This window comes from Achromobacter sp. CSND-B12 (genome assembly GCF_052906545.1).
Genome location: NZ_JBREGJ010000001.1, coordinates 3,968,606 through 3,982,749, shown reverse-complemented (window position 1 = coordinate 3,982,749; position 14,144 = coordinate 3,968,606). Strand labels below are relative to the sequence as shown.

Here is a 14,144-nt window from a genome sequence, read left to right as displayed (position 1 = left end):
TTTCAGAACGAAAACTGATTCAACACATCCGGCATACCCTTGGCCAGGTCCTCAGCCTCGCGGCTCGCCAGGGTAGCGGCATCCCACAGCTCGAAATGAGCGCCCAGACCGAGCAGCATCACATCGCGCGTCATACCGGAAGCGTTGCGCAGTTCAGGCGCGATCAGGACGCGGCCGGAGCCGTCCAGTTCCACGTCCTGAGCGTTGCCCAGCAACAGCCGCTGCAACGCGCGCGCCGTCATGGGAAAGGCGGCAATCTGCTCGCGCTTCTTTTCCCACTCGGGCCGCGGGTACACCAGCAGGCAGCCGTCTGGATGGCGGGTCAGGGTCAGGCGGCCTTCGGCCTGCGCCATCAGCGCGTCACGATGCCGGGTCGGAATCGAGATCCGTCCCTTGGCATCCAGCGTGAGCGCGCTGCTTCCCTGAAACACCACTTTTACCCCACTTAATTGCACAATTTCCTACTATTTCCCACTCTACGGTATGGCAATGGGGCGGTCAAGCGCGCGGTTGCAATTTTTTCAATCACAACAAGGACTTAGAGCAACTTGTAAATACGCAAAAAGAAAAACCTCCCAATAAATCAGGAGGTTGCGTCACTATCTAAAAGTGCTTCTTAAGAAGTGGCGGCTAACAATGCCTTTGCATTGTTTTACCCAGCCCGCTTGCCGAAGACTGGCGGGCGTTGCGCGCCAGGTGGCGGATGTCGGGGCGAAAAAAAGCCCCCGTGGCGCCGCGCGCCGGTTGAAATCCAATGCAGGACGGATCTATAGGCCGGATTCTGTACACCAGGTTTCCCTGGCGGACGATCATTCCTCTGCGCGGATCATTACTGAGCCGCTGTAGCCACCTACCCGCATGCTCGGACGGAGCCGCCCTTCGCGGCCCGAAAGCCGCACGCATGCCTATTTGATGTTGCTCCGGGTAGAGGTTGCCGCGTTTCACCCTGCGATGCCGCCGACCGTTACCGGCCGGCGCGATACGGAGATGGCCGTATCTGTGCGCGACTGGCGCGCCCGCCCCGCAGACTCGTCTCTGTGGCCCTATTCCTCGGCCGCGTCCGAAGACGCGACCGGACGGCCGTTAGCCGCTACCCTGCCCTGTGGAGTCCGGACCTTCCTCGATGGACTTGCATCCACCGCGATCGCCCGATCCGCCCTGCGGTGCGTATTCTAGTACAGCTCGCTGCTCCGTCCCCGAACACCATCCCGGGTTCCTGCGACAATACGGCCTGATCCGCTTATCCGCCGCAAGAACGACCTCACTACATGGCCCTCGCAACGCTCATCACCCTGACCGACATCCAGCTGGCCTATGGCCACCATCCACTGCTGGACCACGCCGACTTCGCCATCCAGGCCGGCGAGCGCATCGGCCTCATCGGCCGCAACGGCGCAGGCAAGTCCTCGCTGCTGCGGCTGCTGGACGGCCGCACCGTTCCCGACGACGGCGACATCGCCCGCAGTTCGGGCCTGCGCGTGGCCACGGTCGAACAGGAGCCGGAGCTGGACGAAAACGCCACTGTCTTCGACGTGGTCTGCAACGTCGAAGGCGACCACGAAGACTGGCAACGCCCGTCGCGCGTGCGCGCCATGCTGGAAAAGCTCGGCCTGCCCGCGGACGCCCAGATCGCCGGCCTGTCGGGCGGTACGCGCAAGCGCGTCGCGCTGGCCCGCGCCCTGGTCGAGGAGCCCGACCTGCTGCTGCTCGACGAGCCCACCAACCACCTCGACTTCGACGGCATTGCCTGGCTCGAAGAAATGCTGCGCGCCTGGAAGGGCGCCGCGGTCATCATCACCCACGACCGCCGCTTCCTCGATTCGGTGGCCACTCGCATCGTTGAACTCGACCGCGGCCGGCTGCTCAGCTTCCCCGGCAACTTCTCGCAATGGCAGGAACGCAAAGCCCAATGGCTGGAATCCGAGCGCCTCGAACAGGCGCGCTTCGACAAGCTGCTGGCCCAGGAAGAAGTCTGGATCCGCAAGGGTGTGGAAGCCCGCCGCACCCGCAACGAAGGCCGCGTGCGGCGCCTGGAACGCCTGCGGGTGGAACGCGCCGAGCGCCGCGAACGCGTCGGCGACGTATCGCTGGCCTTGGCCGAAGGCCAGCGCTCCGGCAAGCTGGTGGCCGAACTGGAACACGTCGGCAAACGCTTCGGCGACAAAGTCGTGGTCGAGGACTACTCCACCACCATCCTGCGCGGCGACCGCATCGGCATCATCGGCCCCAACGGCGCCGGCAAAACCACATTGCTCAAGCTGATCCTGGGCGAAATGCAGCCCGACAGCGGCAAGACCCGCACCGGCACCAACGTGTCGGTGGCCTATTTCGACCAGATGCGCGCCCAACTCGATGAGAACGCAACGCTGGTCGACATCATCAGCCCGGGCAGCGAATGGGTCGAGATCGGCGGCACCCGCAAGCACGTCATGAGCTATCTGGGCGACTTCCTGTTCTCGCCCGCCCGCGCCGGCTCTCCGGTGCGCAGCCTGTCTGGCGGCGAGCGCGCCCGCCTGCTGTTGGCCCGCCTGTTCGCGCGTCCCGCCAACGTGCTGGTGCTGGACGAGCCCACCAACGACCTCGATATCGAAACGCTGGAACTGCTCGAGGAACTGCTGCAGGAATATTCGGGCACCGTCCTGCTGGTCAGCCACGATCGCGCATTCCTGAACAACGTCGTCACCCAGACCATCGCCTGCGAAGGCAACGGCCACTGGCGCGACTATGTCGGCGGATACGACGAATGGGTTGCCCAGCGCCCCGCCCCGGCGCCCGCCTCCAGCGCGGACGACGATGCCGCCAAGGCGGCGCGCGCGGCGGACGAAGCCGCGGCCCGCGCCAAGGCCGCCAAGCCGAAACCGGCGCGCGCGGCGAAGATGAATTCGTGGGAATTGCGCGAACTCGAAGGCCTGCCCGATGCCATCGCCGCACTTGAGGCGCAGCAGGCCGAACTGGCCGGCAAACTGGCGGACGGCGGCCTGTACCGCGATGCGCCCGCCGAAGTCGAACGCATCAACGCCGAGCTGTCCAAGCTGGAAAGCGAACTCGAGGAAAGATTCGCGCGCTGGGAATTGCTCGAGGCGCGCCGCGAAGGCGCCCTCTGAGATGACTCGGCCGCCCTCTTATATATAGAGGGCGGCGGCTGGCGCGATCAGATGGCCGCGCGCCAGGTCAGCGTCCCGCCCGCCGCCAAGGGCACCAGCGCGGTATTGCCGAACGGCAGCTCTTCGGGAATCTGGAAGCTTTCGCGCACCAGCGTCAGGGTTCCGGTATTGCGCGGCAGGCCGTAGAAATCCGGACCATGGAAGCTGGCGAAACCCTCCAGCTTGTCGAGCTTGCCGACGGCGTCGAACGCCGTGGCGTAAAGTTCCATCGCGTGCAGCGCGGTATAGCAGCCCGCACAGCCGCATGCATGCTCCTTCAGGCCGCGCGCATGCGGCGCGCTGTCCGTGCCCAGGAAGAAGCGCGGACTGCCGCTGGTCGCCGCTTCCACCAGCGCCAGCCGATGGGTTTCGCGCTTGAGGATCGGCAGGCAATACCAATGGGGCCGCACGCCGCCCTGGAAAATCGCGTTGCGGTTGTACAGCATGTGCTGCGGCGTGATCGTGGCCGCGATCGGGCCTTCGGCATCGCGCACGTACTCGGCGCCTTCCTTGGTGGTGATGTGTTCGAACACCACCTTCAGGGCCGGGAACGCACGGCGCAGCGGCTTCATCACGCGCTCGACGAAGATCGCTTCGCGGTCGAACACATCGATCGACGGGTCAGTCACTTCGCCATGGACCAGCAGCGGCATGCCGCATTTTTCCAGCGCTTCCAGGGCCTTGGCGCACTTGCCCAGCAGGTCGGTCACGCCGGCGTCGGAGTTGGTGGTGGCGCCGGCCGGATACAGCTTGACCGCATAGACCTGGCCCGATTCGTGCGCACGAAAGATTTCTTCGGCCGAGGTATTGTCCGTCAGGTACAGCGTCATCAGCGGCGTGAAGGCGTCGACCTTGCCACCGGCCTTGGCCAGCGCCGCCAGGATGCGGCCGCGGTAGGCCAGCGCCTGCTCGGTGGTGGTCACCGGCGGCTTCAGGTTGGGCATGATGATGGCGCGCGCGAATTGCCGCGCCGTATCCGCCACCACCGCTTCCAGCGCCGCGCCGTCGCGCAGGTGCAGGTGCCAGTCGTCGGGGCGGGTAATCGTCAGTTGGGTCGTGTTTTGCGTAGACATATGGAAGCTTCTTAATCTGCCAGCGGCATGCCCCGTTCGGCCAGCGCGCAGAACATCGCGCTCCCCAGGGGAATGACGGCATCGTTGAAATCGAAATGCGAGTTGTGCAGTACGCAGCCGGACTCGGCTCCGCCCTGGCCCAGCCGGAAGTAGGCGCCAGGCTTGCTTTGCAGCATGAAGGAAAAATCCTCCGATCCCATCGAAGGCACCAGATCGCGCACCACGTTTTCCTTGCCGATCATCTCGGTCGCGATATCCGCGACCAGATTGGCATGCTGCGGCGTATTCAGCGTGGCGGGATAGATGCGTTCGTAGGTGAGTTCGGCGGTGCCGCCGAACGCGCCGGCGATGGCCGTGACCAACTCGCGCATGCGTGTCTCGACCATCTCCTGCACCGACTTGCGGAAAGTGCGTACCGTGCCCACCAGGCGGGCCTCGCGCGGGATCACGCTCATCGCGCCCGGGTGCCCGGCCTGCAGCGATCCGATGGACACCACCGCGGAATCCAGCGGATTGACGTTGCGCGACACGATCGTCTGCAATGCCGTGATGACCTGGCCGGCGATGGTGACCGGGTCAATGGTCTGATAAGGATGCGCGCCGTGTCCGCCGCGACCGGTGATCAGGATCTCGAACCGGTCGGCCGCCGCCATCATGGGGCCTGGATTGATGCCGATGGTGCCGGGCCGCAGGCCCGGCCAATTGTGCAACGCATAGATCGCGTCACAGGGGAAGGTATCGAATAACCCGTCCTCCATCATGGCTTTCGCCCCGCCTCGACCTTCCTCGGCCGGCTGGAAGATGAGCACGGCTGTCCCATCGAAATTGCGGGTCTGCGCTAGGTACTTGGCCGCGCCGATCAGGACCGCCGTGTGGCCGTCATGACCACAGCCATGCATCAGACCCGGCTTGGTCGACTTGTGGCCGAACTCGTTGTCTTCGGTCATCGGCAAGGCATCCATGTCGGCACGCAGGCCGATCATGCGCCCGCTATCACAGCGTCTGCCGCGGATCACGCCTACCACGCCGGTCTTGCCAATGCCCCGGTGCACCTCGATTCCCAGCGCTTCCAGCGCTCCCGCGACGATCCCGGAGGTCCGGACTTCTTCGAAGCCCAATTCAGGATGGGCATGCAAGTCGCGCCTCAGCGCCGTCAATTCGTCATGAAACAGGCGAATTGATTCCAAAGGAGAACGTGCGTACATAGGAGGTTACAGAATGACGTGGGAAGGGGGACGGTTGGGATATTTTAGTTGCTACAGAGGATAAATGCCTTTGTCTTTACGGGAGAGACACGTTATGCTCCGGCCGCAGGACAATTTTTCCAACAGCCAGAGAAGGAGCGCCGCATTATGGCCACAACCTCCAAACCCGCGACCGCGCGCAAGCCGAACGCTGCATTCATGAAGCCCCTGACTCCCAGCGCCGAACTGGCTGCTGTGATCGGTTCGGAAGCCGTGCCGCGCACCGAGGTCACCAAGAAGATCTGGGAATACATCAAGAAGCACAACCTGCAAGATGCGAGCAACAAGCGCAACATCAACGCCGATGCCAAGCTGCGCCCGATCTTCGGCAAGGATCAGGTCACGATGTTCGAACTGACCAAGCTGGTCAACGCACATCTGAAGTAAGCAGGCAAAGGGCGTACCCCGTACGTCCCTGCCTCGATACTGTCGCGACGCCCTGGCTTGAACGCCGGGCGGAACCGACTTCCTGTGGCACCTCCACGCCACAGCCAGGCAAGCATCCCCGCTTTGCCGCGCCAGTGCCATACACGCAATGGGTACATGGCCAAACTCCCCAACTTTTCCGCCCACCACGCATCATCATGCGTAATTGCAGCGCGCGAGCCGTGTCATCAGTGCGCCATTGCACACCCGCAATGACTTCGCCACGCTCCGCAAGCAATCGCACGAATTGCCGCAAAGCCGCGCCACGCCTGGCTCATGCAACTTTCCCTGGATGTGGCGGCAAACGCGCTTGCTGCGCCTCTTGCAGCAACCAGTTCCGGAATGCCATGGCTTGCGGCCGTTGCAAGGCCGCGCGCGGATAGACCAGCCAGTAGCTGTAGTCATTGGCCAGCACCGTGTCGAACAACTGGACCAGGCGGCCCGCGCGCAGATCGTCGGCAGCCAGCAGCAGGCGTCCCAGCGCCACGCCTGCGCCATCGGCGGCGGCCTGCAACACCAGCGCGGCATCGCTGAATTGCACTCCCTGCTCCAGATCGAGCGACACGCCAGCCAGTTCGCACCATAGACGCCAGGCTGCACGCGGTTCGTCATGCAGCAGCATGACCTTCGCAAGATCGGCCGGTTCGGTCAAAGCAGGCGGTCCTTGCGCCAGGTCCGGATGACATACCGGACTGAGATATTCCCGTGCGACCAAATCGGCTTTCAAACCTGGCCAGCGCCCCAGGCCGGACCGTATCCCCAGATCGAATTCATCGTTGCCCTCCCACAATCGCGTCGCACTGGAAACACGGAATTCAATCTCGGGGTGACGTTCGCGAAACGCCGGCAACCGCGGCAGCAACCAGCGCGACGCAAAAGATGGCAACACCGTGATCCGCAAAGGCCCGTCACGGCGCTCCCGCACCCGCTCGGTCGCCGCCGCCATCCGATCAAACGCGAGCGATAGCTCATCCAGGTAGGTCTCGCCCTTGCGGGTCAGTGCCAATACATGGCCACGCCTTTCGAACAGCGGCCTGCCCAGCCATTGTTCGAGCTGTCGGACCTGGTGGCTGATGGCGGCCTGGGTCACGCAGAGTTCCATTGCCGCGCGCGTGAAACTCAGGTGCCGCGCAGCGGCTTCAAAAGCGCGTAACGCACCCAACGGAGGCAGGCGTCGCATGGTCGATTAGCTGGAGTTATCGAAGGCATGAGAATAGATCGTTTGGCCACGCCGGATAAGCCTCTTCTAATAACGGCTCCGCCGGCAATCGAATCCCCGCGTGCCGGCTCATACACGAAAAAGGAGCGGCAATGGCGGGTTGGGAAACATGGGCGGCATTCCTGGGTTACGCGGTACCCATGATCATCAGCCCGGGACCCGGCAATACCTTGCTGGCCACTGCGGGAGGCCGCCACGGCGTCGGCGGCTCGGTGCCATTCTGGGCTGGTTTCGAGGCAGCCAACCTGGCGTTGTGCCTGATTTACGGCCTGGGCCTGGGTGGCGCCCTGCATGAGCATCCGGAGATACACGCGGCCCTGAAATGGGCCGGCATCGTCTACCTTCTCTACCTGGCGTGGGGGTTCTTCCGCGCCTCCGCCAAACCGTCCAGCCAGACAGCCGGCGGCAAGCGGCTCGGCTTCATCGACGGCTTCATCTGCGTGATCTTCAACCCGAAGATCCATTCGATGATCGCGGTCATGTTCGCGCAGTTCCTGGCGCCCGACGCCAACCTGTCATCGCAGGTCGGCCAGCTCAGCGCCGCTTTCGTCGTACTGGGCCTGTTCTGCCATTTCCCGTGGATCTACGGCGGCAAGGTGATACTTGGACGCTTTGAATCGCCCCGTGCATTACGGATTCAGGCTGCGGTGTTTGGCACCTCCATGCTGCTGGTGGCGCTGTATGTCGTCTTGAACTGAGCCAGGCGTTCCTGCCGGGACGGCGGGCGACATGCCCTGGCTTGCGCAAACACGATTCCCCGGGCTCGCTGTAAATGAAAAGGCCGACGGTGACGTCGGCCTTTCTAACGGAAATCGCCCGGGATCAGGCGTAGCTGGTCGGCGCGGTACCTTCCAGCAGGGCCAGCCAACCCTTGATCAGGCGATACAGGCCCCAGACCACCGTCGCGACCACGCCGATCCATCCAATATAGATGACCAGGGCCAGGCCGCTGATGGCGAGCCACAACAGCGCCCACCAGAAAGTGCGCAGCAGCCAGTCGAAATGGGCGGCGTAGACGGTGCCGGCGGCATCCGAGCGCTTCAGATACATCAGCACGACGGCCGCCAGCGTGGCAATGCCCAGGAAACCACTGGTCAGAAAGCCCAGGGCAAACAAGCCATAGGCCACATGGGTCAGCGTGCGCAGGTCTAATGCCGTACCGGGCGCGGGGGTCTGGGTATCACTCACGATTACGCTCCAACAATTGACTCGGTCAATCTTACCGCACAAAGCCAGCCGGCCCACGAGCGTTGTTATTTAGGCACATTCAATGCTGGCGCGGCTTGCAGGCTTGCTGGAGGAGATTTTGGCTGTCCATTTTCAGCGCCGGGAAGATCGCCGGAACGTCGATTGCGCGAGCTGTCGGGCCGCCTTGAAGGGAGCATCGCCGAGGTGAAACCGGCTCCGCAAGTCATCGCCCCAACAAACAAGAACCCCCATGCGGCGCCAGCCGCACGGGGGTTCTTGTTTCACACGCCACAAAAACAAAACCCCACAGGCGCGAGCCTATGGGGTTTTGAGCAATAAAAGCCTGACGATGACCTACTTTCACAGACGTCCGTCCACTATCATCGGCGCAAAGGCGTTTCACTGTCCTGTTCGGGATGGGAAGGAGTGGTACCACCTTGCTATGGTCGTCAGGCGTAACGGGTTGAGAGATTGTCTTTGAGGGACAACCGCTCCAATCTTGGAAGAAGCGCAACGTGTGGGGATCAGAGAGTGTCTCGATGATCCCGCACAGTGGGTGTAATTGGTGTTGGCTGGCTGCTGACGGGGCAGCCAGATTTTGTATTGAACGACACTTGGAACGCTATATCACCAGGTCATAACCATCAGTGTTATAGGATCAAGCCTCACGAGCAATTAGTATCGGTTAGCTTAACGCATTACTGCGCTTCCACACCCGACCTATCAACGTCCTGGTCTCGAACGACTCTTCAGGGGGATCAAGTCCCCGGGATACCTAATCTTCAGACGAGTTTCCCGCTTAGATGCCTTCAGCGGTTATCTCTTCCGTACTTAGCTACCCGGCAATGCCATTGGCATGACAACCGGTACACCAGAGGTACGTCCACTCCGGTCCTCTCGTACTAGGAGCAGGCTCCGTCAAGTATCCAACGCCCACGGCAGATAGGGACCAAACTGTCTCACGACGTTTTAAACCCAGCTCACGTACCTCTTTAAATGGCGAACAGCCATACCCTTGGGACCGGCTACAGCCCCAGGATGAGATGAGCCGACATCGAGGTGCCAAACACCGCCGTCGATATGAACTCTTGGGCGGTATCAGCCTGTTATCCCCAGAGTACCTTTTATCCGTTGAGCGATGGCCCTTCCATTCAGAACCACCGGATCACTATGTCCTGCTTTCGCACCTGTTCGACTTGTCAGTCTCACAGTCAAGCACGCTTATGCCATTGCACTATCAGCACGATTTCCGACCGTACCTAGCGTACCTTCGAACTCCTCCGTTACACTTTGGGAGGAGACCGCCCCAGTCAAACTGCCCACCATGCACTGTCCCCGATCCGGATAACGGACCAAGGTTAGAACCGCAAACAAACCAGGGTGGTATTTCAAGGATGGCTCCACGTGATCTAGCGACCACGCTTCAAAGCCTCCCACCTATCCTACACAGGCCGGTTCACAGTCCAATGCAAAGCTACAGTAAAGGTTCATGGGGTCTTTCCGTCTAGCCGCGGGTAGATTGCATCATCACAAACACTTCAACTTCGCTGAGTCTCAGGAGGAGACAGTGTGGCCATCGTTACGCCATTCGTGCAGGTCGGAACTTACCCGACAAGGAATTTCGCTACCTTAGGACCGTTATAGTTACGGCCGCCGTTTACCGGGGCTTCGATCAAGAGCTTGCACCCCATCACTTAACCTTCCGGCACCGGGCAGGCGTCACACCCTATACGTCGACTTTCGTCTTTGCAGAGTGCTGTGTTTTTAATAAACAGTCGCAGCCACCGATTCTCTGCGACCCCATCATGCTAAGCGCGCAGGCGCTTCACACTACCGGGGTATACCTTCTCCCGAAGTTACGGTATCAATTTGCCGAGTTCCTTCTCCTGAGTTCTCTCAAGCGCCTTGGAATATTCATCCCGTCCACCTGTGTCGGTTTGCGGTACGGTCTCGTACAGCTGAAGCTTAGAGGCTTTTCTTGGAACCACTTCCAATCACTTCGCAAGCAATGCTCGCTCGTGCCGTACCCTTGATTTACGCGCCCGGATTTGCCTAAGCGCCATCTTCGATACGTCAACAGGGACATCCAACACCCTGATGATCTTCCGCGATCCGTCCCCCCATCGCACTGTACGACGGTGCTGGAATATTAACCAGCTTCCCATCAGCTACGCATCTCTGCCTCGCCTTAGGGGCCGACTCACCCTGCGCCGATGAACGTTGCGCAGGAAACCTTGGACTTACGGCGAGGGGGCTTTTCACCCCCTTTATCGCTACTCATGTCAGCATTCGCACTTCTGATACCTCCAGCAGCCTTTACAAGCCACCTTCGCAGGCTTACAGAACGCTCTCCTACCGCGTGTACAAAGTACACACCCGCAGCTTCGGTTTATCGCTTAGCCCCGTTACATCTTCCGCGCAGGACGACTCGATCAGTGAGCTATTACGCTTTCTTTAAAGGATGGCTGCTTCTAAGCCAACCTCCTGACTGTCTATGCCTTCCCACTTCGTTTCCCACTTAGCGATAATTTGGGACCTTAGCTGGCGGTCTGGGTTGTTTCCCTCTTGAGTCCGGACGTTAGCACCCGGTGCTCTGTCTCCCAAGCTGTACTTGCGGGTATTCGGAGTTTGCCATAGTTTGGTAAGTCGCCATGACCCCCTAGCTATAACAGTGCTCTACCCCCCGCAGTAATACTTGAGGCACTACCTAAATAGTTTTCGGAGAGAACCAGCTATTTCCAGATTTGTTTAGCCTTTCACCCCTATCCACAGCTCATCCCCTAATTTTTCAACATTAGTGGGTTCGGTCCTCCAGCACGTGTTACCGTGCCTTCAACCTGGCCATGGATAGATCATCTGGTTTCGGGTCTACACCCAGCGACTGAATCGCCCTATTCGGACTCGCTTTCGCTACGGCTTCCCTATTCGGTTAACCTTGCCACTGAATGTAAGTCGCTGACCCATTATACAAAAGGTACGCAGTCACCCCACAAGGAGGCTCCTACTGTTTGTATGCATACGGTTTCAGGATCTATTTCACTCCCCTTCCGGGGTTCTTTTCGCCTTTCCCTCACGGTACTGGTTCACTATCGGTCGATCACGAGTATTTAGCCTTGGAGGATGGTCCCCCCATCTTCAAACAGGATTTCACGTGTCCCGCCCTACTTTTCTCACGCTTAGTTCCACACACAAAATTTCGTCTACAGGGCTATCACCTGCTACGGCCGGACTTTCCATTCCGTTCGACTATCTTGCATGCTAAAACGTGAAGGCTCTTCCGATTTCGCTCGCCACTACTTTCGGAATCTCGGTTGATTTCTTTTCCTCGAGCTACTGAGATGTTTCAGTTCACCCGGTTCGCTTCCACTGACCTATGTATTCAGTCAGGGATACTGCTTGCGCAGTGGGTTTCCCCATTCGGATATCTGCGGATCAAAGCTTGTTTGCCAGCTCCCCGCAGCTTTTCGCAGGCTACTACGTCCTTCATCGCCTGTGATCGCCAAGGCATCCACCATATGCACTTAGTCGCTTGATCCTATAACGCTGTAGGCTATAGGACCTGAGTATTAGCGTTTGTGCCGTTCATAAGTTTCAAAGCAGTCTGAGGTTATTCACCCCAGTCTTGAGAACTTGGAACAAAATTAATGCAATCACAACCCGTACCCATCTTCATCAGCAAGCTGACTACTCGATGAGCACATTTCGTTGTGCTTCTTCCAGATTGTTAAAGAACAAATATAGCTGTTGAGTAAAACCCAACTCATAAGACCGGGCAGATACTATCCGCACGACGCTATGAGTTAGCCTCTACATCCCACCAGGCACAGGTCTTGGTGGAGGTGAACGGGATCGAACCGATGACATCCTGCTTGCAAAGCAGGCGCTCTCCCAGCTGAGCTACACCCCCATATTCACGGCATCTCTACCTGCGAATACTTGGTGGGTCTGGTTGGATTCGAACCAACGACCCCCGCCTTATCAAGACGGTGCTCTAACCGACTGAGCTACAGACCCAAAACCTTCCCGGATCAGTAGTCAGAAGTCATGGACACAGGGAGGAGTCCCTCTACCCAAGCCCACAACCGATCCCAGCTATATCAAACAACCGATAAGAGTGGACGCTTAACACGAGCACTAAGCTCTGAAAGGAGGTGATCCAGCCGCACCTTCCGATACGGCTACCTTGTTACGACTTCACCCCAGTCATGAATCCTACCGTGGTAATCGCCCCCCTTGCGGTTAGGCTAACTACTTCTGGTAAAACCCACTCCCATGGTGTGACGGGCGGTGTGTACAAGACCCGGGAACGTATTCACCGCGACATGCTGATCCGCGATTACTAGCGATTCCGACTTCACGCAGTCGAGTTGCAGACTGCGATCCGGACTACGATCGGGTTTCTGGGATTGGCTCCCCCTCGCGGGTTGGCGACCCTCTGTCCCGACCATTGTATGACGTGTGAAGCCCTACCCATAAGGGCCATGAGGACTTGACGTCATCCCCACCTTCCTCCGGTTTGTCACCGGCAGTCTCATTAGAGTGCCCTTTCGTAGCAACTAATGACAAGGGTTGCGCTCGTTGCGGGACTTAACCCAACATCTCACGACACGAGCTGACGACAGCCATGCAGCACCTGTGTTCCGGTTCTCTTGCGAGCACTGCCAAATCTCTTCGGCATTCCAGACATGTCAAGGGTAGGTAAGGTTTTTCGCGTTGCATCGAATTAATCCACATCATCCACCGCTTGTGCGGGTCCCCGTCAATTCCTTTGAGTTTTAATCTTGCGACCGTACTCCCCAGGCGGTCAACTTCACGCGTTAGCTGCGCTACCAAGGCCCGAAGGCCCCAACAGCTAGTTGACATCGTTTAGGGCGTGGACTACCAGGGTATCTAATCCTGTTTGCTCCCCACGCTTTCGTGCATGAGCGTCAGTGTTATCCCAGGAGGCTGCCTTCGCCATCGGTGTTCCTCCGCATATCTACGCATTTCACTGCTACACGCGGAATTCCACCTCCCTCTGACACACTCTAGCCCGGTAGTTAAAAATGCAGTTCCAAAGTTAAGCTCTGGGATTTCACATCTTTCTTTCCGAACCGCCTGCGCACGCTTTACGCCCAGTAATTCCGATTAACGCTTGCACCCTACGTATTACCGCGGCTGCTGGCACGTAGTTAGCCGGTGCTTATTCTGCAGGTACCGTCAGTTTCGCGGGGTATTAACCCGCGACGTTTCTTTCCTGCCAAAAGTGCTTTACAACCCGAAGGCCTTCATCGCACACGCGGGATGGCTGGATCAGGGTTTCCCCCATTGTCCAAAATTCCCCACTGCTGCCTCCCGTAGGAGTCTGGGCCGTGTCTCAGTCCCAGTGTGGCTGGTCGTCCTCTCAAACCAGCTACGGATCGTCGCCTTGGTGAGCCGTTACCCCACCAACTAGCTAATCCGATATCGGCCGCTCCAATAGTGCAAGGTCTTGCGATCCCCTGCTTTCCCCCGTAGGGCGTATGCGGTATTAGCTACGCTTTCGCGTAGTTATCCCCCGCTACTGGGCACGTTCCGATACATTACTCACCCGTTCGCCACTCGCCACCAGACCGAAGTCCGTGCTGCCGTTCGACTTGCATGTGTAAGGCATCCCGCTAGCGTTCAATCTGAGCCAGGATCAAACTCTTCAGTTTAATCTCTGTATTTGTTTCGTATTTCTTAGTTCCGAAGAACCGAGTCATACGTCGCTACTCAAAGGAAGTGAGGTATGTGCTTAGACTTGACATCTAAGGTACTTCACTTCTAGTGAGCACTTGATTTCATTGTGCTTGTGAAGGGGCTTAAAACCCAGTCACTGTGCACCCGCATC

The 14,144-nt window shown here is 59.2% G+C and carries 8 protein-coding genes, 2 tRNA genes, 3 rRNA genes and 1 other RNA gene; 3 read left to right on the top strand and 11 right to left on the bottom strand.

Going from position 1 to position 14,144, the window contains the following annotated elements; translation table 11 throughout:
* Positions 1-2: 2 nt before the first annotated feature.
* Both mraZ and rnpB read right to left on the bottom strand, forming a co-directional pair.
* Positions 3-431, bottom strand: coding sequence for a division/cell wall cluster transcriptional repressor MraZ (gene mraZ / locus ACUTAG_RS18760; protein WP_006392946.1), 429 nt, complete (start codon positions 429-431; stop codon positions 3-5).
* Positions 432-754: 323 nt separating this feature from the next.
* Positions 755-1,160, bottom strand: an RNA gene (gene rnpB / locus ACUTAG_RS18755) — RNase P RNA component class A.
* A 108-nt stretch (positions 1,161-1,268) separates the two neighbouring features.
* On the opposite strand from rnpB, the gene ACUTAG_RS18750 reads away from it, so the two are divergent.
* Complete coding sequence (locus tag ACUTAG_RS18750; protein ID WP_446650259.1) at positions 1,269-3,104, top strand: ATP-binding cassette domain-containing protein; 1,836 nt, start codon at positions 1,269-1,271, stop codon at positions 3,102-3,104.
* Positions 3,105-3,151: 47 nt separating this feature from the next.
* Here ACUTAG_RS18750 and pyrC read toward each other — a convergent pair whose 3' ends face one another.
* Positions 3,152-4,216 carry a dihydroorotase gene (gene pyrC, locus ACUTAG_RS18745; protein ID WP_148319170.1) on the bottom strand — a complete coding sequence of 355 codons (1,065 nt, stop codon included), beginning with the start codon at positions 4,214-4,216 and terminating at the stop codon, positions 3,152-3,154.
* Positions 4,217-4,227: 11 nt separating this feature from the next.
* Positions 4,228-5,421, bottom strand: coding sequence for a M20 aminoacylase family protein (locus ACUTAG_RS18740; protein ID WP_006388770.1), 1,194 nt, complete (start codon positions 5,419-5,421; stop codon positions 4,228-4,230).
* Positions 5,422-5,568: 147 nt separating this feature from the next.
* On the opposite strand from ACUTAG_RS18740, the gene ACUTAG_RS18735 reads away from it, so the two are divergent.
* On the top strand, positions 5,569-5,847 hold the full coding sequence (locus ACUTAG_RS18735; RefSeq protein WP_006217453.1) for an SWIB/MDM2 domain-containing protein: 279 nt from the start codon (positions 5,569-5,571) through the stop codon (positions 5,845-5,847).
* 313 nt (positions 5,848-6,160) lie between these two features.
* Here ACUTAG_RS18735 and gcvA read toward each other — a convergent pair whose 3' ends face one another.
* Entirely contained in the window at positions 6,161-7,066 is a 906-nt protein-coding gene (gene gcvA, locus ACUTAG_RS18730; protein ID WP_006388769.1) for a transcriptional regulator GcvA, read from the bottom strand.
* 179 nt (positions 7,067-7,245) lie between these two features.
* On the opposite strand from gcvA, the gene ACUTAG_RS18725 reads away from it, so the two are divergent.
* Entirely contained in the window at positions 7,246-7,803 is a 558-nt protein-coding gene (locus ACUTAG_RS18725) for a LysE family translocator (protein ID WP_262352302.1), read from the top strand.
* A gap of 124 nt (positions 7,804-7,927) precedes the next feature.
* On the opposite strand, the gene ACUTAG_RS18720 is transcribed toward ACUTAG_RS18725, so the two are convergent.
* From ACUTAG_RS18720 to ACUTAG_RS18695, 6 genes are all read right to left on the bottom strand, one after another.
* On the bottom strand, positions 7,928-8,293 hold the full coding sequence (locus ACUTAG_RS18720) for a DUF4870 family protein (RefSeq protein WP_006388767.1): 366 nt from the start codon (positions 8,291-8,293) through the stop codon (positions 7,928-7,930).
* Positions 8,294-8,634: 341 nt separating this feature from the next.
* Positions 8,635-8,747 (bottom strand): 5S ribosomal RNA (gene rrf / locus ACUTAG_RS18715).
* A 200-nt stretch (positions 8,748-8,947) separates the two neighbouring features.
* A 23S ribosomal RNA gene (locus tag ACUTAG_RS18710) occupies positions 8,948-11,828 on the bottom strand.
* A 296-nt stretch (positions 11,829-12,124) separates the two neighbouring features.
* A tRNA-Ala gene (locus tag ACUTAG_RS18705) sits at positions 12,125-12,200 on the bottom strand.
* A 30-nt stretch (positions 12,201-12,230) separates the two neighbouring features.
* Positions 12,231-12,307: transfer RNA gene (locus ACUTAG_RS18700), tRNA-Ile, on the bottom strand.
* Positions 12,308-12,437: 130 nt separating this feature from the next.
* Positions 12,438-13,968, bottom strand: a 16S ribosomal RNA gene (locus tag ACUTAG_RS18695).
* The 16S, 23S and 5S rRNA genes sit together here with 2 tRNA genes alongside, the layout of an rRNA operon.
* Positions 13,969-14,144 lie beyond the last annotated feature (176 nt).

Bases quoted from the DNA above. Each gene is read 5' to 3' on its own strand.
- pyrC (WP_148319170.1), bottom strand. From the start codon at position 4,216: ATGTCTACGCAAAACACGACCCAACTGACGATTACCCGCCCCGACGAC.
- ACUTAG_RS18750 (WP_446650259.1), top strand. From the start codon at position 1,269: ATGGCCCTCGCAACGCTCATCACCCTGACCGACATCCAGCTGGCCTAT.
- ACUTAG_RS18735 (WP_006217453.1), top strand. From the start codon at position 5,569: ATGGCCACAACCTCCAAACCCGCGACCGCGCGCAAGCCGAACGCTGCA.
- ACUTAG_RS18740 (WP_006388770.1), bottom strand. From the start codon at position 5,421: ATGTACGCACGTTCTCCTTTGGAATCAATTCGCCTGTTTCATGACGAA.
- gcvA (WP_006388769.1), bottom strand. From the start codon at position 7,066: ATGCGACGCCTGCCTCCGTTGGGTGCGTTACGCGCTTTTGAAGCCGCT.
- ACUTAG_RS18725 (WP_262352302.1), top strand. From the start codon at position 7,246: ATGATCATCAGCCCGGGACCCGGCAATACCTTGCTGGCCACTGCGGGA.